At 75.4% G+C, this 22,055-nt stretch carries 14 protein-coding genes and 2 tRNA genes; 7 read left to right on the top strand and 9 right to left on the bottom strand.

The window, feature by feature from the left end; genetic code table 11:
• Window positions 1–112 precede the first annotated feature (112 nt).
• Window positions 113–1,207, bottom strand: coding sequence for a zinc metalloprotease (locus tag MNZ27_RS08990; RefSeq protein ID WP_242393710.1), 1,095 nt, complete (start codon window positions 1,205–1,207; stop codon window positions 113–115).
• The gene (locus MNZ27_RS08985; protein WP_242393709.1) at window positions 1,204–1,722 is read right to left on the bottom strand and encodes a hypothetical protein; all 519 of its coding nucleotides are present in this window, start codon (window positions 1,720–1,722) and stop codon (window positions 1,204–1,206) included. The genes MNZ27_RS08990 and MNZ27_RS08985 overlap by 4 nt, the downstream gene beginning before the upstream one ends.
• 33 nt (window positions 1,723–1,755) lie before the next feature.
• Between MNZ27_RS08985 and gltX the strand changes: the two genes are divergently transcribed.
• A complete protein-coding gene (gltX, locus tag MNZ27_RS08980; protein WP_242393708.1) occupies window positions 1,756–3,171 on the top strand; it encodes a glutamate--tRNA ligase in 1,416 nt (471 codons plus the stop codon).
• A 346-nt stretch (window positions 3,172–3,517) separates the two neighbouring features.
• Window positions 3,518–5,830, top strand: coding sequence for a glutamine--tRNA ligase/YqeY domain fusion protein (locus tag MNZ27_RS08975; protein WP_242393707.1), 2,313 nt, complete (start codon window positions 3,518–3,520; stop codon window positions 5,828–5,830).
• Between the two features lie 28 nt (window positions 5,831–5,858).
• On the opposite strand, the gene MNZ27_RS08970 is transcribed toward MNZ27_RS08975, so the two are convergent.
• A complete protein-coding gene (locus MNZ27_RS08970; protein WP_242393706.1) occupies window positions 5,859–7,094 on the bottom strand; it encodes an MFS transporter in 1,236 nt (411 codons plus the stop codon).
• A gap of 79 nt (window positions 7,095–7,173) precedes the next feature.
• Here MNZ27_RS08970 and MNZ27_RS08965 point away from each other — a divergent pair, with 79 nt between their 5' ends.
• The 4 genes from MNZ27_RS08965 to MNZ27_RS08950 all read left to right on the top strand — a co-directional run bounded on the left by MNZ27_RS08965 (window position 7,174) and on the right by MNZ27_RS08950 (window position 15,486).
• Complete coding sequence (locus MNZ27_RS08965; protein ID WP_242393705.1) at window positions 7,174–8,073, top strand: LysR substrate-binding domain-containing protein; 900 nt, start codon at window positions 7,174–7,176, stop codon at window positions 8,071–8,073.
• A gap of 183 nt (window positions 8,074–8,256) precedes the next feature.
• Window positions 8,257–11,661 (top strand): glycosyl hydrolase family 8, encoded by a 3,405-nt coding sequence (locus tag MNZ27_RS08960; protein ID WP_242393704.1) that lies wholly within the window; start codon window positions 8,257–8,259, stop codon window positions 11,659–11,661.
• Window positions 11,662–11,689: 28 nt separating this feature from the next.
• The gene (locus tag MNZ27_RS08955) at window positions 11,690–13,786 is read left to right on the top strand and encodes a tetratricopeptide repeat protein (RefSeq protein ID WP_242393703.1); all 2,097 of its coding nucleotides are present in this window, start codon (window positions 11,690–11,692) and stop codon (window positions 13,784–13,786) included.
• A gap of 8 nt (window positions 13,787–13,794) precedes the next feature.
• Window positions 13,795–15,486: a protein kinase family protein gene (locus MNZ27_RS08950; protein ID WP_242393702.1), complete on the top strand. Its 1,692-nt coding sequence runs from the start codon at window positions 13,795–13,797 to the stop codon at window positions 15,484–15,486.
• A 241-nt stretch (window positions 15,487–15,727) separates the two neighbouring features.
• On the opposite strand, the gene MNZ27_RS08945 is transcribed toward MNZ27_RS08950, so the two are convergent.
• The 6 genes from MNZ27_RS08945 to MNZ27_RS08920 all read right to left on the bottom strand — a co-directional run bounded on the left by MNZ27_RS08945 (window position 15,728) and on the right by MNZ27_RS08920 (window position 19,317).
• Entirely contained in the window at window positions 15,728–16,267 is a 540-nt protein-coding gene (locus tag MNZ27_RS08945) for a DUF4142 domain-containing protein (protein ID WP_242393701.1), read from the bottom strand.
• Between the two features lie 272 nt (window positions 16,268–16,539).
• Window positions 16,540–16,614: transfer RNA gene (locus MNZ27_RS08940), tRNA-Glu, on the bottom strand.
• A gap of 60 nt (window positions 16,615–16,674) precedes the next feature.
• Window positions 16,675–16,748 (bottom strand) — tRNA-Gln (locus MNZ27_RS08935).
• Between the two features lie 4 nt (window positions 16,749–16,752).
• Complete coding sequence (locus tag MNZ27_RS08930) at window positions 16,753–17,094, bottom strand: hypothetical protein (protein WP_242393711.1); 342 nt, start codon at window positions 17,092–17,094, stop codon at window positions 16,753–16,755.
• A 134-nt stretch (window positions 17,095–17,228) separates the two neighbouring features.
• Entirely contained in the window at window positions 17,229–17,774 is a 546-nt protein-coding gene (locus MNZ27_RS08925) for a hypothetical protein (RefSeq protein ID WP_242393700.1), read from the bottom strand.
• Window positions 17,775–17,892: 118 nt separating this feature from the next.
• Window positions 17,893–19,317, bottom strand: coding sequence for an aspartate ammonia-lyase (locus MNZ27_RS08920; protein ID WP_242393699.1), 1,425 nt, complete (start codon window positions 19,315–19,317; stop codon window positions 17,893–17,895).
• A gap of 296 nt (window positions 19,318–19,613) precedes the next feature.
• Between MNZ27_RS08920 and MNZ27_RS08915 the strand changes: the two genes are divergently transcribed.
• Window positions 19,614–21,989, top strand: coding sequence for an OmcA/MtrC family decaheme c-type cytochrome (locus MNZ27_RS08915; protein WP_242393698.1), 2,376 nt, complete (start codon window positions 19,614–19,616; stop codon window positions 21,987–21,989).
• Window positions 21,990–22,055: the final 66 nt, after the last annotated feature.

The following is a 22,055-nucleotide window of genomic DNA, read 5'->3' as shown; positions in this document are numbered from 1 at the left end:
CGCTCCGCCTCCCCCGGTAGGGCTCCGCGGGGAGGGCCCAGGCCTTGCGGCTCTTCTGCAAGGCCTGGAGTCTTCCCCGCGAAGTACTGCGGAGCACATCGAGTCAGCTGGTTCATGAGCTGTGCGGAGCAGTACTGCGCCCGCGCCCGCGCCGGAGCGCGAGCGCGAGCAGGGCGAGCAGCGTGGTCCCGGCGAAACCCGGGCCGCTCGCGCAGCCGCCGCTCTTCTTCGCCGCGGGGATGCAGGCCGCGCCGGCCCCGCTCGCGGCCGCGACCGCCGTCGCGCTCGCGGGCTCCGGCGCCCCGAGGGCGCCCGGCGCGAGGCTCGCCGCCGCCGGCGCCGCGCCGCGCGGGTACAGCGTGCACACCCCGTCCACGTCGTCGGCCGACAGCACGCGCTTCGAGGTCTCCCCGGGGGACTCGAACGGATACATGGTCGTGATGGCGAAGTCCGGGGATGACGCGCAGTCGATCTCCGGCGAGCCGCTGCCGCTGCCGCAGGGGTGGGCGAGGCCGATGAAGTGGCCGAGCTCGTGCGTGAGCGTGTTCTGGAGATCGAAGAAGGCGCAGCCCGCCTGCCCGTAGGTCGCGCACAGGGGGGCGGCCCCGAGGCAGGTCACGTAGATGCCGGGATCGGCGCCGCTCGCGAGGGCGCCGCTCGCGCCGTCCCAGTCCACGAGCTCGGTGTCCGCGTCCATGATCGTACCGTCCTTGGACACGAACGAGACGCTGGTGAGGGCGAGGGTGCTCCGCCCGAGCGCCCCCTCGTCGTCGAAGCAGTCGAACTTGTTCCCGCAGGTCGCGGTCGAGAAGCAGGGATCCTTCGTCGCGTCGGGATCCGCGGAGCACCAGCCCTGGCGGAAGACGATGAGGTGCTCGGACGCGTCCGAGCCGGCCTGGAGGGACGCGGTCGTCCCGGCGAAGGTGAACGCGAGATCGGTGCACGGGGCCGCCTCGCCCGCGCGCGTCGCGGTCTGCCAGGTCTGGAAGGAGGCCTTCGCGACGTCGAGCACCGGATCCGTGGTGCCGCTCGCCTGGCACCCCGGCGAGGAGTTCGGCCGGCAGGGGTTGAGCTTCCAGGCGATGGCGGGGCTGGGCCACTTGAGGCAGACCTTCGGGCTCGTGTTCGGGATGCAGGTCTGCTGGAACGCGGCCGCCGGCGCGGCGACCGCCGCCGCCAGCGCGAGGATCGCCGCCCGGGCGCTCACCGGGCCTCCCGCACGCGCCGCTCGAGCTCCGCGGTCGCCATGGGGGCGATGGGCGCCTCGCCGGCGGCGAGCGGCCTGTAGCGCTGATCCTCCGCGTGCACGGCGGGGGTCGCGCTCGCGCCGGCGATCGTCCACTTCCCCATCGCCAGGCCGTTCACGAGCCACGCGCCGGGGCGGCGGGCCAGGAACACCACCACCTCCTCGCCCACCGCGAAGACCGGGGCGGCGTCCACATACTGCCCGACGCCGCCGACCTGCCCGCCGGGGACCGTCACCGTCACGCGCTCGCCGGGCGAGCCCTTCCACGCGCTCGAGACGGCGATCTCGACGTCCGTCACGATCCGCCCGCTGCCGGGCGCGTACCGGGAGGCCATCCGCACCACGGTCCCGCGGGCCACGGCGTCGGAGCTCCGGGCGGCCTCCTCGACGCTGGCCGCGCGGAAGAGGGCGGCGGCCGCGGGGACCGCCGAGCAGAGAGCGAGCAGGACGAGGATCGCGGCGAGCGGTCGTTTCACGCAAGTCTCCTAACATGCTATGGGTCCGGCGCCATGGCCCCACCGCGTGTTCGCTTCGCCCCGTCCCCAACCGGATACCTGCACATCGGGGGCGCCCGCACGGCGCTCTTCAACTGGCTGTGGGCGCGCCGCACCGGCGGCAAGTTCGTCCTCCGCATCGAGGACACCGACCGCGAGCGCTCGACCCAGCTGGCGGTCGAGGCGATCATCGACGGCCTGAAGTGGCTCGGCCTCGACTGGGACGAGGGGCCGGACATCGGCGGCCCCCACCCGCCCTACTTCCAGACACAGCGGCTCGACCTCTACAAGCGGTACGCGGAGAAGCTCATCGCCGAGGGCAAGGCGTACGCCTGCTACTGCACCCGCGAGGAGCTGGACGTGCAGCGGAAGAAGGCGGAGGCCGAGAAGCGCCAGTTCCGCTACCCCGGGACGTGCCGCGACAAGCCGTACGACCCGTCGCGGCCGCACGTCATCCGCTTCCGGGTCCCGGAGCACGGCGCCACGAGCTGGAACGACCTCGTGAAGGGCGTCATCTCGACCCCCCACGACACCCTCCAGGACGAGGTGATCCTCCGCGGCGACGGCGTGCCGCTCTACAACTTCGGCGCCGTCGTGGACGACATCACGATGGAGATCAACCTGGTCGGCCGCGGCGACGACCACGTGAACAACACGGCCCGGCAGATCCTCATGTACCAGGCGCTCGGCTACCCGGTGCCGACGTTCGCGCACTTCCCGATGATCCTCGGCGCCGACAAGGCGCGCCTCTCGAAGCGCCACGGCGCCACCAGCGTCACCGCGTACCGCGACATGGGCTACCTGCCCGAGGCGGTGCTGAACTACCTCGTCCGCCTCGGCTGGTCGCACGGCGACCAGGAGATCTTCACCCGCGACGAGCTCGTGAAGGTGTTCGACCTGAAGGACGTCGGCGCCACCGCGGGCGTGTTCAACCCGGAGAAGATGGCCTGGGTGAACCACGAGTGGCTGAAGAAGCTCTCCGACGAGGAGCTCGCCCGCAAGGCGCTGCCGTTCTTCCGGAAGGCCGGGCTGCCCGCCGAGGACGACGCGAAGCTGCGGCACGTCTGCGCGGTCGCGCGCGAGCGCGCGAAGACCTTCGGCGAGTACGTCCAGCAGTTCCGCTACTTCTACGCGCCGCCCCAGCTCGACCCGAAGGCGAAGGCCAAGTTCCTCACCGCCGACAACCGCCCCGTCCTCCAGACCATCCGCGACGGCCTCGCCGCGCTGCCCGCGCTCGAGACCGGCGCGCTCGAGCAGATCTTCCACGGCGTCGCCGCCGCGCGCGGCGTCGGCCTCGGCAAGGTGGCGCAGCCGGTGCGCGTCGCCCTCACGGGCGGCACCGCCTCCCCCGGCATGTACGACGTGATCCAGATCCTCGGGAAGGACGAGGCGCTGGCGCGGTTGGACGCGGCGCTGAAGACGATCCCGTAGAGCGTGGCGAGCGTCACGCGGGGGCCGCGTCGAGCGCTGGCCGTGCCGCTCGCGCTCCCGTGATCCGTGCTCGTCACCGTCACCGTCACCGGCTTCTCCGTGATCCGTGAACCGGGTCGCGTGGCCCGTGGCCCGGTCCCCGTGGTCCGACGTCGTCGTCGGATCACGGGCCACGGGAGGCGGGACGCGGGAGGCGGGCACGGATACGGGGAACGGTCACGGGCACGGTGACGGTCACGGGCCGACCAGCGGCTCGGTCCCCCTCGCCCTGCGTGCCGGCCTGGGCCTGCGGCACGGTCGAGCGAGGTTGCGAGGGCGGCCCCGGTGGGATACCACCTCCAGCGGCATGAGCGACGCTCCCAAGCCCCAGAACTTCCTCGCTGCCATCGTCGAGGCGGACCTCCGCGCCGGCCGGAACGGCGGCCGGGTGGTGACTCGCTTCCCGCCCGAGCCGAACGGCTTCCTCCACATCGGCCACGCGAAGTCGATCCTCCTGAACTTCGGCCTCGCCAAGGCGTTCGGCGGCAGGACGAACCTCAGGTTCGACGACACCAACCCGGTCACCGAGGAGACCGAGTACGTCGAGGCGATCCAGCAGGACGTCCGCTGGCTCGGCGGCGACTGGGGGGACCGGGTCCACTACGCCTCCGACTACTTCGAGCGGATGTACGAGTGCGCCGAGCGGCTCGTCCGCGAGGGGAAGGCGTACGTGGACTCGCAGACCCAGGAGCAGATCCGCGAGGGGCGCGGGAGCTTCGAGCGCCCGGGGGTGGACAGCCCGTACCGCGGTCGCTCCGTGGAGGAGAACCTGGCGCTCCTCCGGCGGATGCGCGCGGGCGAGCTCCCGGACGGCGCCGCGGTGCTCCGCGCGAAGATCGACATGAGCCACCCGAACGTGCTCATGCGCGATCCGCTCCTCTACCGGATCCGCCACGCGAAGCACCACCGCACCGGCGACCGGTGGTGCATCTACCCGATGTACGACTTCGCCCACCCGCTCGAGGACGCGTTCGAGGGCGTGACCCACTCGATCTGCACGCTCGAGTTCGAGTCGAACCGCGAGCTGTACGACTGGGTGCTCGACTCCCTCGGCCCGTGGGATCCGCGCCCGCACCAGTACGAGTTCGCGCGCCTCGCCCTCGGCTACACGGTGCTGTCGAAGCGGAAGCTGCTCCAGCTCGTGCAGGAGCGCCGGGTCTCGGGCTGGGACGACCCGCGGATGCCCACCATCGCGGGCATGCGCCGCCGCGGCGTCACCCCCGAGGCGCTCCGCGCCTTCGCCGAGCTCATCGGCGTCGCGAAGAACAACTCGGTCGTGGACATCGGCAAGCTCGAGTTCGCGATCCGCGGGGACCTCGAGGGGCGCGCGCCGCGCGCGCTCGCCGTGCTCGCGCCGCTGCCGGTGACGATCGTGAACTGGCCGGCCGGCGAGGTCGAGGAGCTGGACGTCCCCTGGTGGCCCGGCGAGCCGGCGCGGGGGAGCCGGAAGGTCCCGTTCTCGGGCGAGCTCCTCGTCGAGCGGGAGGACTTCGCCCTCGAGCCGCCCAAGGGATGGCGGCGGCTCGCCCCCGGGCGCGAGGTGCGCCTCGCCGGCGCCTACGTCGTCCGCTGCGAGGAGGCGGTCCGCGGCCCCGGCGGCGAGGTCGTCGCGCTCCGCTGCACCTACGACCCGGCCTCCCTCGGCGAGGCCGCCGGGCGGAAGGTCTCCGGGACGATCCACTGGGTGGACGCGCGGCGGTCGGCGCCGGCGGAGGTCCGGATCTACGACCGGCTCTTCGCGGTGGAGCAGCCGGACGCCGCCCCGAGCTTCCTCGACGCGCTCAACCCGGACTCGCTCCGGATCGAGCAGGGCGCGCGGGTCGAGCCGGCGCTGCGGGACGCGCCGCCCGGCGCGCGCTACCAGTTCCTGCGGCAGGGGTACTTCTTCGCCGATCCGGTGGACTCCCGCCCCGGCGCGCCGGTCTGGAACCGGACGATCACCCTCAAGGACACCTGGGCGTCGCGGGCCGCGCCGCAGCCGGCGGTCGAGGCGCGCAAGCCCCGCGAGCGCAAGGAGCCGGCGGGCGCGACCGCCGCGCCCCGGAAGACCCGGGCCGGGTTCCGCGCCGACGCCCGGGCGGCGGATCCGGCGCTCCGCGCGCGGTACGCGTCCTACCAGGCGCGCGGGCTCTCCGCGGAGGAGGCCGATCTCCTCACAGGGGACGCCGCGACCGCCGACTACTTCGACGCCGCGGTCGCGGCGAAGGCCGCGCCCGCCTCCGCCGCGAGGTGGCTCCTCAACGACCTCGCCGGCCTCGCCGGCGATCACCCGCTGGGCGAGCTCCCCCTCCCCGGCGCCGCTTTCGGCCGGTTCGTCGCGCTCGTGGACGCCGGCCGGCTCACGCCGAGCGCCGCGAAGACGCTCCTCGCCGATCTCGTCGCGCACGGCGGCGAGCCGGAGGCCCGGCTCGGGGCGCTCGGGCTCGCGAAGGTCGACGACCGCGCCGCGATCGAGGCCGCCGTCGAGAAGGCCCTGGCCGCGCAGCCGCGGGAGGTCGAGCGCTACCGCGCCGGGGAGAAGAAGCTCCTCGGGGTGCTGCTCGGGGCGGTGATGCGGCAGACCGGCGGCGCCGCCGACGCGGCGCTCGTCCGGAAGATGCTGACCGAGAAGCTCGGGTAGCCGCCGGCCCGGCGCCGGGCGCGTCACCTCACGCCGCGAGGGCCACCGCCGGCTCGGCGCGCCCGGGCGATCGCCAGTACCGCCAGGCGAGCCCGATGGTGAAGAGCTGCGACGCGGCCACGAGCGCGACGCAGGCGGGCCAGCCGCCCGCGTGCCAGGCGAGCGCCGGCAGCACGCCGCCCGCCGCGCCGCCCAGGTAGTAGGAGGCGACGTAGAGCCCCGACGCCGCGCTCCGCCCCCCGGCGGGGGCGGCGATCCGCAGGAACGCGGTGGACGCGGACTGACTCACGAACACGGCGGTGCAGATCACCGCCAGCCCGAGCTCGACCGACCAGATCGAGTGCGTGAGCGTGAGGGCGCTGCCGACCAGCGCGCCGCCGAGGGCGGTGGCGAGGGTCCGCCGCGAGCCGACCCGGTCGATCCAGCGCCCCGCGAACGGCGTCACGACGGCGCCGACGAGGTACACGGCGAAGATCCCGCTGAGCGCGGCGGCGCCGAGGTGGAACGGCGGCGCGGCCAGGTAGAACGTCACGTAGGTGAAGACCGCCACCTGCGCGAAGAGCACGCTGAAGCCCACCGCGAGGGTCGCGACGAGGCGCGGATCGGAGAGGAGCCGCCCGAGCCGGGGCGGGGCGGGGACGCCGGGGGCCCCGGCGGCGCGGCGGCGCGCGGCCCCGGCGCGGGGGAGCGCGCGCGACGCCGCCAGCGCGCCCAGCGCGGTGAGGATCCCGAGCACGACGAAGGATGCCCGCCAGCCGGCCCGCTCGGCGACGAGGCCGGACAGCGCCCGGCCGACGAAGCCGCCGACCACGTTCCCCGTGATGAAGGCCGACATCGCCCGGCCGACGCCCTCGGCCGGCCACTCCTCGGCGATGAAGGCGACGCCGACGGCGTAGATCCCGGGGACGGCGAGCCCCTGCGCGAAGCGCCACGCGACGAGCACCGGGACGTTCGGCGCGGTCGCCGCCAGCAGGGTCGGCACCGCCAGGGCGAACAGGGCGCCCACGATCACCCGGCGGTGGCCGAGGCGCGCCGCGAAGACCCCGGCGAACGGCGCGCAGAGCGCGACGGCGATGGTCGGGGCGCTGACGGTGAGCGCCGCCTCGGCCTTGGAGACGCCGAAGATGCGCTCGAGGATGGGGAGGAGCGGCTGGGTCGCGTAGACGGAGAGGAACGCGCAGAAGCCCGCGAGGGCGATGCCCAGGCGCGCCGCCGTGCCGGGCGCGGAGGCCCTGGCGAACGAGGTGGGAGGAGCGGAGATCACGGGCGAGAAGGTGCGCGTCCGGCCTCCATATGTCCAATATATCTTTGCTCTCGTATCGATACGCATTACGTATCGAAGGATGGAGCTCCGCCACCTCCGCTACTTCGTCGCCGTCGCCGAGGAGCTGCACTTCGGCCGCGCCGCCGCCCGGCTCGGCATCGCGCAGCCCCCGCTCAGCCAGCAGATCCGGCAGCTCGAGGGCGAGCTGGGCGTCGCGCTCCTCCTGCGCGCCCGCCGCCGCGTCGCGCTCACCGAGGCCGGCCGGGTCTTCCTCGACCGCGCCCGCGACGTCCTCCAGCGCGCGGGCTCCGCGGCGATCGCGGCGCGCCGCGCGGCGCACGGGGAGACCGGCGCCCTCGCCGTCGGGGTCGTGGTGTCGGCCACCTACGGCCTGGTGCCCCGCGTCTTCCGGACGTTCCGGGCGCGCCACCCGGACGTCGCCCTCTCGCTCCAGGTGATGAGCACCGGCGCCCAGGTCGCCGCGCTGCGCGCCCGCCAGATCCACCTCGGCGTCGCCCGCCCGCCCTTCGGCGACGAGACGCTCGTCGCCGACGCGCTCCAGGAGGAGCCGGTCGTGGTGGCGCTGCCCGCGGGCCACCCGCTCGCGGCGCGCCGGACGGTGCCGCTCCGCGCGCTCGCCGGGGACCCGTTCGTCCTCTTCCCCCGCGATCTCCGCCCGGGCTGGTACGACTTCGTGCTGGGGCTCTGCCGGGAGGCCGGCTTCCAGCCGCAGACGGTCGAGGAGGCGCCGGAGATCGCCACCGCCATCGCGCTCGTCTCGGCGGGCAGCGGCGTGACCCTCGTCCCCGCCTCCGTGCAGGAGGTGCAGCGCGAGGGGATCGCGTACCGGGCGCTCGCCGCCCCCGCGCCCCGGACGAAGCTCATCGCGCTGCGCCGCCCCGGCGATCCGCTGCCGGTCGTGGATCGATTCCTGGCGGTGGCGCGCGAGGTGCTCGCCCGCTCGCGGACGCCGCGCTGACCCGCACGGCCGCGGACCGCGACCGCTCGGGGCCCGCCGCCGGCCCCCTCCGAGCCGCCCGCCGGCGGCGTCGCCTCGCCGCCACGCACCGCCCGGAGCCCCGCGAGGGCGTCGCCCCCCCGGTCCCCGCCCCAACGAGCACCCTGGCGTCACGGCGCGCGCGGCGCCACATCGACGAGGCGCATGCGGCCGGTCGCCTGGACCCTCCTCCCCCTGCTCGTGGGGCTCCTCTCGTGCGGTCACGGGCCGGCGGCGCGAACGCGCGACGCACGCGCGAGGGAGCGGGACGAGCTCTCCGCGCTGTGGAGCTTCTACAAGTACCAGTTCGTGGAGGACGGCCGGGTCGTCGCGCTGGACGAGGGCGGGATCACCACCTCCGAGGGGCAGGCCTACGCCATGCTCCGCGCCGTCTGGGCAGGGGACCGGGCCGCGCTCGACCAGGTGTGGCGCTGGACGCGCGAGCACCTGCAGGTGCGCGCGGACCGGCTCCTCGCCTGGAAGTGGAAGGGCCGGGTCCTCGACGCGAACGCCGCGACCGACGCCGACCAGGACGCGGCCCTCGCCCTCGTGCTCGCGTCGCGCCGCTTCCGGGAGCCGCGTTACCTCGAGGACGCGCTCGCGCTCCTCGACGACATCTGGAAGCGGGAGGTGGTCCGCGCCGGGGACCGCTGGCTCCCCAGCGCCGGGAACTGGGCCCCCGGGGAGCGCTACCCCACGATCCACGTCGCCTACCTCGCGCCGTACGCCTACGAGGTCTTCGCCGCGGTGGACCGGCGGCACCCGTGGAAGGCGCTCGTCGCGGGGAGCTACGACCTCCTCAGGTTCCTCTACGTCGAGCGGGGCGTCGCCCTGCCCCCGGACGTCGTCCACGTCGATCCGCGGACCGGCGCGTTCCTGCTCGAGCGCCCCGGCGCCGCGCCCGCCGCGTTCGGCTACGACGCGGTCCCGATCTTCTGGCGCGTCGCGCTGGACGCGCGCTGGTTCGGCCGCGGCGAGCGGGACCTGCGCGCGCGCATGCTCCGCTTCCCGCGCGAGGCCTGGCGCGAGGAGCGGCGGGTGCGGGATCGCTACACCACCGGCGGCCGGCCGCTCTCCCAGCTCGACGGGCTCCCCCAGCTCGCCTCCGTCCACGCCCTCGCCCTCGTCGTGGACCCCGACCTCGCCGCGGAGATCCGGACCGAGCGGCTCGACGCGCTCTGGGAGCGCGCCCTCGCCGGCGTGGATACGCCCTACTACCTCCAGAACTGGCTCTGGTTCGGACGGGCGCTGGAGCTCGAGACGGCGCGCCGGTTCGACGAGCCCCTCGCCTTCCTCGGCTCGCTCGACCGGAGAGAGCTCGCGGCGCGGTTCCCGCTGCTGCCGTTCGCGGGCGCGCTCCTGCTGTGGCCGCTGGCGCGCCGGTGCCGGTGGGCGAGGCCGCCCTTCCTCGCGCTCGCCTTCGCGCTCTCCGGCCGCTACCTGCTCTGGCGCGCGCGGGAGACCCTCAACTTCCTCGAGCCGCTCGGGCCGGTCATCAGCCTCGCGCTGCTCGCGGCGGAGCTCTACGCCTTCTCCACCGTGGTGCTCCTCCTGGTCCAGGTCGGGGTCGGGCTCGATCCGCGCCGCCGCCGCCCCCCCGCGCCGCCGCTCGCGCCCGGCGAGCGCCACCCCACCGTCGACGTCCTCGTCCCGATCTACTCCGAGTCGCTCGAGATCCTGGAGCGGACCCTCACCGCGTGCGCGGCGATGCGCTACCCGGCGAAGGCCGTCCACGTCTGCGACGACTCCCACCGCGAGGAGGTCGCGCGGCTCGCCGCCGCGCACGGGGCCAGCTACATCCCCGGGCCCAGGGAGCACGCCAAGGCCGGGAACCTCAACAACGCCCTCGCCCGGACCTCCGGCGAGCTCGTGGTCGTGTTCGACACCGACCACGTCCCCTCGGCGGCGTTCCTCGAGCGCACCGTGCCGCTGTTCCGGGACGAGCGGCTCGGGATCGTCCAGACGCCGCACCACTTCTACAACCCGGACATCTTCCAGCGCGCCCTCGGCGGCGGCGCGGCGGTGCCGAACGAGCAGGACCTCTTCAACCACGCCATCCAGGGGGCGCGCGACGGCTGGGGCGGCGCGTTCTTCGTGGGGAGCGGCGCCGTGTTCCGGCGGACCGCGATCGACTCGGTCGGCGGGTTCAACCTGCTGTCCATCACCGAGGACATCCACACCAGCCAGAAGCTCCACGCGAAGGGCTGGCGCTCGGCGTTCGTGGACGAGGACCTGGCCGCGGGGCTCTCCGCCGAGAACCTCGCCTCGTACCTGGTGCAGCGGCGGCGCTGGATGCTCGGGTGCATGCAGATCTTCCTCCGGGACAACCCGCTCCTCCAGCGCGGCCTGCCGCTCCGCCACCGGCTCGGCTACTTCGCCTCGCTCTGGTACTTCCTCTTCCCGCTGGCGCGCGTCGTGTTCTTCACGACGCCGCTCTGGTACCTGCTCTTCCACCTCCACCCGCTCTTCGCCGACCTCTCCGTCCTCCTCGCCTACCTCGTCCCGCACCTCGTCCTCACCCCGCTCGCCGCCTCCGTGATCCTCCCCGGGTGGCCCAGGCTCCTCTGGGGCGCGGTGTACGAGAGCCTCGTGGCGTTCCCGCTGTTCCGGGCGACGGCCGACCTCGTCCTGCCGAGGCGCCTCGGGTTCAAGGTGACGCCCAAGGGGATCGTCACCGACCGGCGACGGTTCGACGCCTCCTCCTCGCGGCTCACGCTCGCCGCCGCGCTCGTCGCCGTCGGGGCGCTCGTCAAGGGGAGCGTCGAGCTGCGGCTGTTCGGGATCGAGGTGGAGGCCTACGCCTTCAACCTGGGCTGGTGCGCCGTGAACCTCGCCGCGGTGCTCGCCGCGCTCGCGGTCGCGTGGGAGCGGCCGCAGCGGCGGGGGGACGAGCGCGTCCGCCGCCGCCTGCCCGTCCGCGTCTCCGCGCCCGGGCTCGCCGTGGACGCGGCCACGGTGGACCTCGCCGCCGCCGGCGCCGGCGTCGCGCTCGAGGGCGCCGCGCCCCTGCCGCGCGAGGTGGAGCTCGCCTTCGGCCCCCCCGAGGCGCTCGTCCTGCGCGCGCGGGTGGTCTGGTGCGAGCGGGTCGGCCACGCGCTGCGCGCGGGGCTCGCCTTCCCGGAGATCGCGCCCGCCGAGCGGCGCGCCCTGGTGCGGATCTGCTTCTCCCACGACGGTGCCTTCGCCGGAGCCCACGCCGGCCGGGCGCGGTCCCAGCTCGGGATGGCCGTGCGGCTCCTCGCGGGGATCGCGGCCGCGTTCGCGCCGCTCCGGTCGCGGCGGAGGCAGGAGCCCCGCGCGCGGGCCCTCCGGCCGGCGGTGCTCGTCCGGGCGCAGGGCGCGGTGCGCGCCGTCATCCTCGACCGCTCGGCCCGCGGCGTGGGGCTCCTCTTCCTCGGGGCCCCGCCCGCGCCGGGCGACCTCGTGCCGGTGCTCGCCCGCGGGGCGCCGCTGCGGTGGGCGCGGATCGTCCACGCCCGCCGGCTCCTCCCCGGGGTCTGGCGCGCCGGCGCCGCGCTCCTCGACGGGCGGCTCCCGGCGGAGCAGGCGCATGGCTACCTTGCCGCCTGACGGACCGAACACCGGGAGGGCCCTTCACGTGCTGCGCGTCGCCGTCCCCGCCGCGCTCGTCCTCGGGATCGCGGCGGCGCTCGCCCTGCCCGCGATCGGCGCGGCGGGCGCCGCCGAGTCCTGGTACCTCGCCCGCGGCCGGGCCAACATGCGGATCGCGAACTACGGCGCGGCGATCGAGGCGTTCCAGAGGGCGGTCGAGGCCGACCCGTCGAGCCGCGAGGCGTCGCGGGAGCTCGGGATCGCGTACCAGAAGAACGGCGAGACCGACCGCGCGGTCGCCCAGCTCGACCGCCACCTCGCGCGCTTCCCCGACGACGCCGCGCTCGCGTTCGAGCAGGCCCGGATCCTCCAGTGGTCGCGGTACCGGTACCGGGCGAAGGACGCGATCCGCTACCTCGCGATGGGGCTCCAGGTCCGCGACGATCCCGAGCGACGGCGCGACCTCGCCCGGCTCCTCGCCCGCGACCGGGCCACCCTCGACGACGCGCTGGTGCAGTACCGCAAGCTGCTCGCCGCGCGCCCCGGAGATCGCCCCCTCCGGGACGAGTACCTGAAGCTGCTGCTCTGGGACCGGCGCCACCGGGACGAGGCCATCGCGGAGCTCCAGCGCCGCGCGGCGGAGGACCCGCGGGACGAGCTGGTGGAGAGGGAGCTCGCGCGGCTGGTGGGCGACGACCCGCGGCGGGCCGCGGAGGCCGCCGACCGGTACGGCGCGCTCCTCGCCCGGCACCCGGGCGACGCGTCCCTGCGCCTCGCCCGGGCGCGCGCCCTCGCCCGCGCCGGGCGCCGCGCCGAGGCGCGCGAGGAGTACGCCCGCGCGCTCGCCGCCCGGCCATCGATCGACGCGCGGCTGGAGTACGCGGACCTCCTCGCGGGGGAGCCGGGCTCCCGCGCCGCGGCGCGCGCGGAGTACGAGGCGATCCTCCGCGAGTCGCCCCGCTCGCGCCGCGCGCGCCTCGGGTACGCCCGCGTGCTCGGGGCGAGCAAGGAGACGAGCCGGGAGGCGATCGCGCAGTACCAGCAGGTCCTGGCCGAGGCGCCGCGAGATCCGGAGGCGCACCGGGGCCTGGCGCGGGCCTACGCCTGGGCCGGGGACGCGGACCAGGCGCTCGCCCACGGCGCGCTGGCCGACCGGTACGGCCCGCGCCGGAGGGAGATCGCCCAGCTGGAGCGGGACCTCCGGGTCGGCCGCGAGCCGTCCGCGGGGAGTGGCGCCCGCGCGGTCGTACAGCCGGGCGGCAGCGGGTACGGGCTCGCCGGGCTCGCCGCGTTCGTGGCCGGGAGCGCCGAGCCGACGCCGTTCACCTCGAGCGCCGTCGAGGCGGGGCTCGAGACGCTCCGGGGCGCGGGCACCCGGGCGCAGGGGACCTACCTCTCGGTCCGCGGCGAGTGGCGACCCGAGGCCGGCTGGAAGCTCGACGGCGCGATCGCGTACGAGGCGGCGCGGCGCGCCGGCCAGGGCGTCACCGGGGAGCTCGCCCTGGGGCACGAGGACGACGGCGGCGCGCTCTCCCTCACCCTCGCCCGGCGGCCACGGCGCGACTCGCTCCGGGCCTTCGCCGGGGAGCTCGTCGGGGGACGGGTCGCGGGAGCGGCGTCGGATCACGTCCTCGAGCTCCAGGTGGTCCGGAACCTGGGCGCCCTGCGGCTCGAGGGGAGCGCGCGGGCGGGCGTGGTGCTCGCCGCCTCGGGCCCCGCGGACGCGATGGGCGGCGCGGGGCTCCGGGCGATGCTCGCCGTCGTGCGCGCGGGCGGCTGGACGGTGTCCGGCGGGCTCGCGGCGCGGGCGGAGGGGTACGCCCGGGATCGCTCCGGGCTGGGCGACGCGACCGACCCGCTCGCGGCCCGCTTCTTCAGCCCGCCGCTCTTCCTCGTCGCCTCGCCCCGGATCTCCGCCGTCCAGGACGCCGGGCCGGTCGGGCGCGTCGAGATCGACGCCGGCCCGGCGCTCCAGTACGTCGCCGGACCTCGCGGCGGCGTCCGCGCGGGCGGCGAGCTCCGCGCGTCCCTCGCCCGCCGGGTGGGGGACCGCCTCCGGCTCGGCGCCGAGGCGCGCGCCGAGCGCGTCGCAGACGTGTACGCGCGCTACGAGGGCGCGCTGTCGGCGGCGCTCCTCTTCTGAGCGGCGCGATGGCCGAGACGATCTGCCCGGACCACGACCTCGTCGCCCCGCTCGCCGGCGGGCGCTCGTCGCTCGTCCGCGACCGCGGGACGGGGCGGCTCGCCGTGCTCCGGCGCGTCGCCCTCCCCGGCCCCGCGCTGACCCGGCGGCTCCGCGCGCTGGAGCGGGCGGGGGGCGTGCTTCACGGTCCGTTCGTCCCGATCGATCGCCCCGGTGCCGCGCTCGTCCTGCGGCCGTTCGCGCCCGGGCGTCCGCTGGCGGAGGTGCTCGCCGCCCCCCCGGCGCCGGGCGAGGCGCTCGCGCTCGCGGGCGCGGTCGCCCGGGCGGTCGCGGCGCTGCACGCCCGCGGCGTCGCCCACGGCGCGCTCCACCCCGGCAACGTCATCGTGGGCGCCGCCGGCGCCGTGGCGCTCGTGGACGGAGTCGATCCCCTCCGGCTGCCGCCCGATCCCGGCGATCCGGGGGCCCCGTCGGCGGTCGCCTGCGCCGCGCCGGAGGTGCTGCGCGGCGGCCGCGCCTCGGCGCGCGCCGACGCGTTCTCGCTCGCCGTTCTCGTCCACGCGCTCCTCGCCGGGCGATTGCCGCTCCGGACCGACGACGCGCTCGAGACGCTGCGCCGCGCGCTGTTCGAGGCGCCGGCGCCGCTCGCCGTGGTCCGTCCGGACCTCCCGACGGCGCTCGGCGCGGCCCTGGCGCGAGCGCTCGACCGGCGCCCGAGGCGGCGCGACGACGCGCGGGCGCGGGCGCGCGGGTGCGCGGGGGCGCGCGCCCACGACGGGCGCGCGGCCACCTCGCCGGGCTCGGGATCCTCCGCGAGACCTCTCCGGCGCGCCCGGAGCGCGGTGCCCGCCGGGACCGCCAGCCCCGCCCCCGCCGTCGAGCGGGAGGTCGACGGGCGGCCGCCCTCGCCCCCGACCACGCCCCGGACCTCGGCTCCCCCGGCCGCTCCCCCCGAGCGCAGGCCGCGCGAGGCGCGGACGAAGTCGAAGGGCAACGTCGCGGCGCGCCTCGCCGTCGCCGCGCGCCGCGCCCTCCTCGTCGCCGCTCCGGTCGCCGGGGCGGCGCTGCTCTGCTTCCCCCTCCGGGAGCCCGCCTTCGCCCGCGACGTCTCCGCGCTCCTCGCGGCCGGCGACCTCCCCCGCGCCCGCGCCGCCCTCGAGGCGGCCGCGCGGCGCCACCCGCGCGACCCGTACGTCGAGAAGCTCCGCGGCGACCTCGCCTGCGCCCGCGGCGACGGGGGCGAGTGCCTCCGCCGGTACCGCGCCGCGCTCGAGGCGCGCGCCGCCTTCCGCTCCGATCCGCTCCTCCGCGCCAACGCCCTCCGCCTCCTCGCCCGCGAGGACCACCGCCTCGCCCTCGTCCGCGTCGCCGCCCGCCTCGACGGGATCGACGACGCCCTCGCCGAGCGCACCCGCGACGGCCGTTACTGGGTCCGCTGGAACGCGGTCCGCGCGCTCGAGGCCCGGGGCGAGGCGGGCCGGATCGACTACGCGCTCGTGTACGTGAAGGACCTGCAGCGCGGCTCGAGCTGCGAGACGAAGCGGGCCGCCGCGTCGAAGCTCGCGGAGCTCCGGGACCCGCGGGCGCTGCCCGCGCTCGAGGAGGCCCGCCGCGCGGGCGGGCTCCTCGGCTTCCTCTGCACCGGCGACGCCCTCGACCGGGCGATCGCGGGGACGCGGGGCGCCACCCGCTCGCGCTGAGCCTCGGGAGGCACACGGAGCCGTCGCGGAGCCGGGGCCTCTTCGGCCATCTGGACATATCCTCCCACGCATCGGAGCTGTCCGCTGATCTGGCCGGTGCGGCCCGTGCCGAGCGAGGGGCGCGGGCCGCCCCGGCGATCCGCTGCCGGTCGTGGATCGGTTCCTGGCGGTGGCGCGCGAGGTGCTCGCCCGCGAGCGGGCCCGGCGCTGAGCAGCGCCCGCGCCGCGAGGGAGGCGAGCGCTACGGGCCGCCGCCGGCCCCCATCGAGCCGCCCCCGGGCGACGCCGCCTTCGCGGCGCGCACCGCCTGCTCCAGCGACGCGACCCGCCGCTCCGCGAAGGCGCGCAGCTCGGGGCTCGAGGCGCGACCCGCCTCGTCGCGGTACATCGCCAGCTCCCGGACGTGGCCCGCGTCCACGGTGCGCCGGAACTCTGCGTCGAACCCGCTCGCCGGCTGCGACGCCACCCGGTCGAAGGCGGCCCGCTGCTCCGGGGTCAGCTCCGCCACGCCCGTCCCGCCGGCGCGCTTCGCGAGCGCGCTCAGCTCCTGCCGCAGGGCGGTGTGGTTCGCGATCATCTTCTGGCCCGCCGCCTTCACCTCGGGCGACACGCCACGCTCGGCGGCGAGGTGCCCGAGCCGGACCTCCAGCTCGTTCACTCCGAGCGCTCGCTCCAGGAACGCCCGATCGCCCGCCGGCCGCTGCGCCTGCGCCTCGGCGCGCGGCGCCAGCGCCGCGCCTCCCGAGAGCAGCAGCGTGGCGAGCACCGCACGACTCGTCATCAGGCCCGCGCTCCACATGAGAGCACCTCCGTCGATCCGGGACCGCCGCGCCTCGTCGTTCACACCCGGCCTCGCGCGGCCTGACGAAGGCACGAACACCTCGTGCCCGGGGGCCGCGGGAGCTGGTCGCCGTCGAGCAACAAGGTAGGACGCTCGATCCGGGGGCGCATCGCGCGCGCTCGGGCGACGCGCCGGCCGCCCGTGGATCGCCCGGCTCTCCGGTAACGGACAAAAAAAAACCCGCCAACCGGACGAAGTTGGCGGGGCACAGATGGTGACCCGTACGGGATTTGAACCCATGTTTTCGGCGTGAGAGGCCGACGTCCTGACCGCTAGACTAACGGGCCAGAGGTTTCGCTTCTTTATCCTCGGACGCTGTGGCAGTCAACGTCCGATGCTGCATGAAGTGGCTGGGGGACTAGGATTCGAACCTAGATAGCCAGATCCAGAGTCTGGCGTCCTGCCATTAGACGATCCCCCAATACTCATCTCTCCTTCACGAGCACGAAGACGCGGGTCTCGCCCTTCAGCTCGTACACGTTCAGCCCTTCCCACTGCCCCGGTCTGGCGTCCGGGTTGTCGATGTGCACCGCCTTCACGCCGGGCTGATCGGCGATCGGCCTTCTCGTGTACCGGGCGCCGTACGTCTGGCGAAAGAACTTCAGCGTCTCCTCGTAGGTCCTGGGAACCCGGTACCGGTTCACCGCGACCTTCTCCGCGCCGTCCGGGAGCATCGCGCCCGCCACCTTCACCTCGGCGAGGGCGAGCCCCGGGACCACCGCGAAGACCGCGACGAGGGCGGCCTTATAGCGAGCAAAACGGGGCACAGTCAAGCACCGTGTACCGGGGCGAGCGCCCGGCGTCAACCGTGGAGATCGCCCGATCCGGAGGGCGGAACGCCCGGCCTCCGCGCCCCCGGGCAAGCGCGGCGCGGGCGAGCGCGCCGCGGGCGGGCGCGGCGTCACCGCCACACCCCGATCTCGCGCCCCTTGTGCCCCGCCTCGCGCAGGACCAGCTCCCCGCGCTTCCAGGCGGCGGCGGCGGCGGGGCCGACCCAGAAGCCCTTCGGATCGCTCCGTCGCCAGCTCTTCCGGAAGAGGTGGTGGACCTCCTCGAAGACCGCCTTGAGCGCGTGCGGCTTCCCCCGGCGGTCCCCCGGGTCGTCGGTGACGTCGAGCTCGGCCCAGAGCCGTCCCTCCACGAGCTCACCGGCGTCGTTCCGGACCGACCGCTCGTAGTGGAAGACCGGGGACGGGATCTCCTCGATCGCGAGCAGCCCCTTGTCCGGCCCTCGCTTCACCGGGTGCACGATCACCGGCCCGAACCGCTCCGCGGCCATGTACCAGCTCGTCCCCTCGAGCTGGGCGAGCGACTCCTCCCGGACCGGCAGGGGCGTCCAGCCGGGAGGGACGAGCTCCGGGTACAGCGTGAGGTCGCGGCGCGCGAGGTGCCGGAAGACCGCCCGCTCGTCCTCGGGGAGCATGAAGTAGTGGATGGTCGCGGCCATGGGACGCGGAGCCTACCATCCGTTCGCGCCCGGGTGGACTTCGCGATGGATCGCGGGGTGGAGTCGGGGTCGGGGCAGGGTCGCGTTCGCGAGTCCCTGCTGGCGCCTGCCCCCCTGCTCACGCCCTCCCCGGACGCGTGAGCCGGGCCGCGTCGAGGATCCGTCTCGCCTCCGCGGGCGCGAGGCCTCCCTCCTCGACGGCCAGCTCGACGATGGAGCGCCCCGTCGCGATCGAGGTCTTCACGATCTCGGCGGCGGCGGCGTAGCCGAGCCGCGGGGCGAGCGCGGTCGCGAGGCTGACGGTCCGCTCGGCGTAGTGCCGCGCCCGCTCCGCGTTCGCCTCGAGGCCGCGGGCGCACCGCTCCTCGAACGCCCGGACGGCGTTCGCCAGGATCTGGAGGGCGTGGCAGAGGTCGGCCGCCACGAGCGGCATCATCACGTTCAGCTCGAGCTGCCCGCCGCTCGCGGCCCAGGCGATCCCCGCGTCCAGGGCGATCACCTGGTACGACACCATCGCGAGCATCTCCGCCATCGAGGGGTTCACCTTCCCGGGCATGATCGAGGACCCCGGCTGCACCGCCGGCACCCGCAGCTCCCCGAGGCCGGTGTTCGGGCCGCTCCCGAGGAGGCGGACGTCGCCGCCGATCCGGACGAGCTCGAGCGCCGCGGCGCGGAGGGCGCCCGAGAGGGCGACGAACGGCGCGAGCGACTGCATCGCGTAGAACGGGTTGGACGCGAGGGTGAGCGGGATCCCGGTGAGCCGCTCGAGCTCGGCGACGACGCGCCGGGCGTAGCGGGGATCCGCGTTCAGCCCGGTGCCGACCGCGGTCCCGCCGATCCCGAGCACCGACAGCTCGGGGAGCGCGTCCCGCACCCGCCCGGCGGCCGCCGCGAGCGCGGAGGCCCACCCCGACACCTCCTGCCCCAGCCGGATCGGCGTCGCGTCCATGAGGTGGGTCCGGCCGGACTTCACGATCCCGTCCCACGCGCGCGCCTTCTCCTCCAGCGTCGCCGAGAGCGCGGCGAGCGCGGCGAGCACCTCGGGGGCGAGCTCGAGGGCGGCGAGCCGGATCGCGGTCGGCACCACGTCGTTCGTGGACTGCGCCATGTTCACGTCGTCGTTCGGATCGACGAGCGCCCGGTCCCCGCGCCGCCCGCCGAGCAGCTCCGCGGCGCGGTTCGCGAGCACCTCGTTCACGTTCATGTTGTGCGAGGTCCCCGCGCCGGCCTGGTACACGTCCACCACGAACTGGTCGCGGTGCCGTCCGGCGAGGATCTCCCTCGCCGCCTGCTCGATGGCGCGGGCCTTCCTGCGCGGGAGCAGGCCGAGCCGGGCGTTGGTCCGCGCCGCCGCGATCTTCACGCGCACCGTCGCGTCCACGTACGCCGGGTGCGCCCGCAGGCCGGAGATCGGGAAGTTCCGGACCGCCCGCGCCGTCTGCGCGCCGTACAGCGCGCTCGCCGGGACGGGCACCTCTCCCATCGTGTCGCGCTCGAGCCGCGTGCGGGGGGCGGGGCGGGGGCTGCGGCGGCGATCGGTCATCGGCGTCCTCCGTTCTCCCGCAGTGTACGGGAAGGCGCGCCGAGAGGCGCGGACGTTCGGAGCGCCGCGCCGCGAAAGGCGCCGGGCGAGCGCCCGTGCCGTCGGCCGGGCCGCGAGCCGCGAGCCGCCAGGGCGTGACCTTCGTCAGGTTCTTCCATCGTATTCCGCAACGCCCTCGTGTGTGCGCCCCCACCGTGAGAGGTGCCGCCCGCGCGGCCGAGAGGCACCCTGGCACGAGGCGCTGCGCGCCCGTCGTGCGCGTGCGCGTGGAACGGCCGGACCTGAAGGGAGGACGCATGCAACACCGATGGTGGCGCGGATTCGCGTTCCTGGCGACGGTGGGGGCACTCTTCGCGGCCGTGGCGTTGGGCGGCTGCGGCGGCGGAGGAGGAGGCGGCGGCGCACCGCCGACGCCTCCCCCGCCGACCGCGCAACCCGGTGAGCTGAACCTCGCGATCCAGTCGGTGGACGTCCCCGCCACCGGCGCACCCTCGGTCACGTTCAAGGTGACCGACAAGTCCGGCAACCCGATCGACCTCATCCAGGAGATCAAGAACGGCGCCGCGTCCCCGGCGGTCGCGCCGAGGACCACCGCGCCCCGGTTCATGCTCGCCCAGCTCCAGGACAGCGGTGACTACCTGTCCGCGTACGAGCGCAGCACCGCCGGCAAGCCCTTCATCCCGGAGGAGGGGGCCGCGGCGCAGCAGCCGGCGCTCCCGAGCGCGAACCAGGCCATCGCGGACGCCGCGCCGACGGCCGACCCGGACCTCTCGGCGCGGCTCGTGTCGCAGGGGAGCGGCGTCTTCAAGTACACGTTCTCGGCGCCGCCCACCCGGACCGATCTCGACCGCGCCAAGACCTGGACCGCCGGCATGTGGGCGACCCGGACCCTGGCGACGGCGAACGACCCCGGCCACCCCGCGAACTCGACCTTCAACTTCGTCCCGAACGGCGGCACGGCGCAGAAGCTCGAGGTGGTGAAGGACAGCGCGTGCAACGTCTGCCACGGCACGCTCGAGGCGCACGATCGCCGCACCGGCACGCAGCTCTGCATCACCTGCCACTCGCCCCAGACCACCGACCCCGAGACCGGCAACACCGTGAACTTCAAGGTGATGGTCCACAAGATCCACCGGGGCAGCAGCCTCCCGTCCGTGGTGAGCGGCGGCAAGTTCGAGATCGTGGGCTTCGCGCCGGGCAACCCGGCGACGATCCCGGCCTCCGCGGTCCAGGACTTCAGCGACGTCGTCTTCCCGCGGTCGATCGACGACTGCACCGCGTGTCACCAGGGCGCGAACGCCGATCGCTGGAACACCGCGCCTTCGGAGGCCGCGTGCACGTCCTGCCACGACAACAACGTGTTCGCGACCGCGGGGAGCGGCCCGACGACGGTCTGTGCGGTGGGCGTGACCGCGCCCTGCCGCCACCCCGTGGACATCACCCCCGCCACCGCGTGCACGAACTGCCACACGCCGGACGAGGTGAAGACGGTCCACACGAACCAGGTCGCGGTCCAGAGCGCCAAGTTCAAGTACGAGATCACGTCCGTTTCGCTCGGCGCCGACCGCAAGCCGGTGGTCCAGTTCCACGTGGTCGATCCGACCAACAACAACAAGCCCTACGTGATCAACGCCTCCGGCGGCGGCACGGTGGACCCGCCCTGGGCGTTCCCCACGGTGACCCCGCCCACCCCGGGCTCCGGCTCGAGCCGGCTCTTCGTGGACATCGGCTGGCCGTCGGAGGACTACACCAACGTCGGGAGCGGCACGCTCACCGGCAGCAGCCCCTCGCCCGGCCAGGCGGTGCAGATCGACGCCCTCGCCACGGCGACGCCGGTCTCCGGCCAGGCGGGTGTGTTCCAGGTCACGTCGCCGACGGCCGTCCCCGCCGGGAGCTCCTTCACGGTCGCGATCGAGGGGCACCCGGCGTTCCAGGTGAACCCGACGACGTTCCTCCGGCTCACCGTGACGAACGACGTGAAGTATTACGACGCGAGCGGCGCGGCCAACGGCCCCGCCCGGCGCGTGGTCGTGGCGACGGCGAAGTGCAACGCCTGCCACAGCCTCCTCACGGCGCACGGCTCGAACCGGACCGGCACGACCCAGGTCTGCGCGGTCTGCCACAACCCCGACGCCACGGACGAGGGTCAGCGCCTCGCCAGCCAGTCGGCGTCGAGCCCGCCGCCCCTCAAGCCCGAGGCGCCGATCGACTTCAAGGTCCTGATCCACGCCGTCCACGGGGATCGCATCCGCCAGAACCCGTTCGTCGTGATCGGCTTCGGCGGCTCGACGAACACGTTCCCGGTCGGCTTCCCGAACGACCCTGGCAACTGCCTGATCTGCCACCAGGGCACCACGTTCGTGCCGCCGCTGCCGGCCGTGGCGCATGACACGACGGTGGACACCGGCGCGGACGTCGCGAATCCCGCCGACAACACCCGGATCCCGAAGACCATCGCGGTCTGCACCGCGTGCCACGACCGCGTGCACTTCGACAACACGGCCGGGCTCGGGCTGTGCAACGCCACCGCGACGGGGGACTGCAACCACTCCGGCGGTCCGCAGGCGAACGACCAGAACTGCCAGCTCTGCCACGGCACGGGGGCTGGAGCGGTGGCGCCGGTGGACAAGGTCCACCCGGTCGCCGAGCCCGCGGCGGTGACGACGCAGTAGGGATCCCCCACCGGGGGCGCAGGGGGGCCCGGCCGCGCACGCGGTCGGGCCCTCTCGCGTCCTCCC

The organism is Anaeromyxobacter oryzisoli (assembly GCF_022690765.1).
Classification (GTDB): Bacteria; Myxococcota; Myxococcia; order Myxococcales; family Anaeromyxobacteraceae; genus Anaeromyxobacter; species Anaeromyxobacter oryzisoli.
The sequence above is the reverse complement of the archived record's forward strand: the minus strand, read 5'-3'. Positions and strand labels throughout refer to the sequence as shown.

Bases quoted from the DNA above. Each gene is read 5' to 3' on its own strand.
- MNZ27_RS08920 (WP_242393699.1), bottom strand. From the start codon at position 19,317: ATGACCGATCGCCGCCGCAGCCCCCGCCCCGCCCCCCGCACGCGGCTC.
- MNZ27_RS08950 (WP_242393702.1), top strand. From the start codon at position 13,795: ATGGCCGAGACGATCTGCCCGGACCACGACCTCGTCGCCCCGCTCGCC.
- MNZ27_RS08915 (WP_242393698.1), top strand. From the start codon at position 19,614: ATGCAACACCGATGGTGGCGCGGATTCGCGTTCCTGGCGACGGTGGGG.
- MNZ27_RS08925 (WP_242393700.1), bottom strand. From the start codon at position 17,774: ATGGCCGCGACCATCCACTACTTCATGCTCCCCGAGGACGAGCGGGCG.
- MNZ27_RS08960 (WP_242393704.1), top strand. From the start codon at position 8,257: ATGCGGCCGGTCGCCTGGACCCTCCTCCCCCTGCTCGTGGGGCTCCTC.
- MNZ27_RS08945 (WP_242393701.1), bottom strand. From the start codon at position 16,267: ATGACGAGTCGTGCGGTGCTCGCCACGCTGCTGCTCTCGGGAGGCGCG.
- gltX (WP_242393708.1), top strand. From the start codon at position 1,756: ATGGCCCCACCGCGTGTTCGCTTCGCCCCGTCCCCAACCGGATACCTG.
- MNZ27_RS08965 (WP_242393705.1), top strand. From the start codon at position 7,174: ATGGAGCTCCGCCACCTCCGCTACTTCGTCGCCGTCGCCGAGGAGCTG.
- MNZ27_RS08975 (WP_242393707.1), top strand. From the start codon at position 3,518: ATGAGCGACGCTCCCAAGCCCCAGAACTTCCTCGCTGCCATCGTCGAG.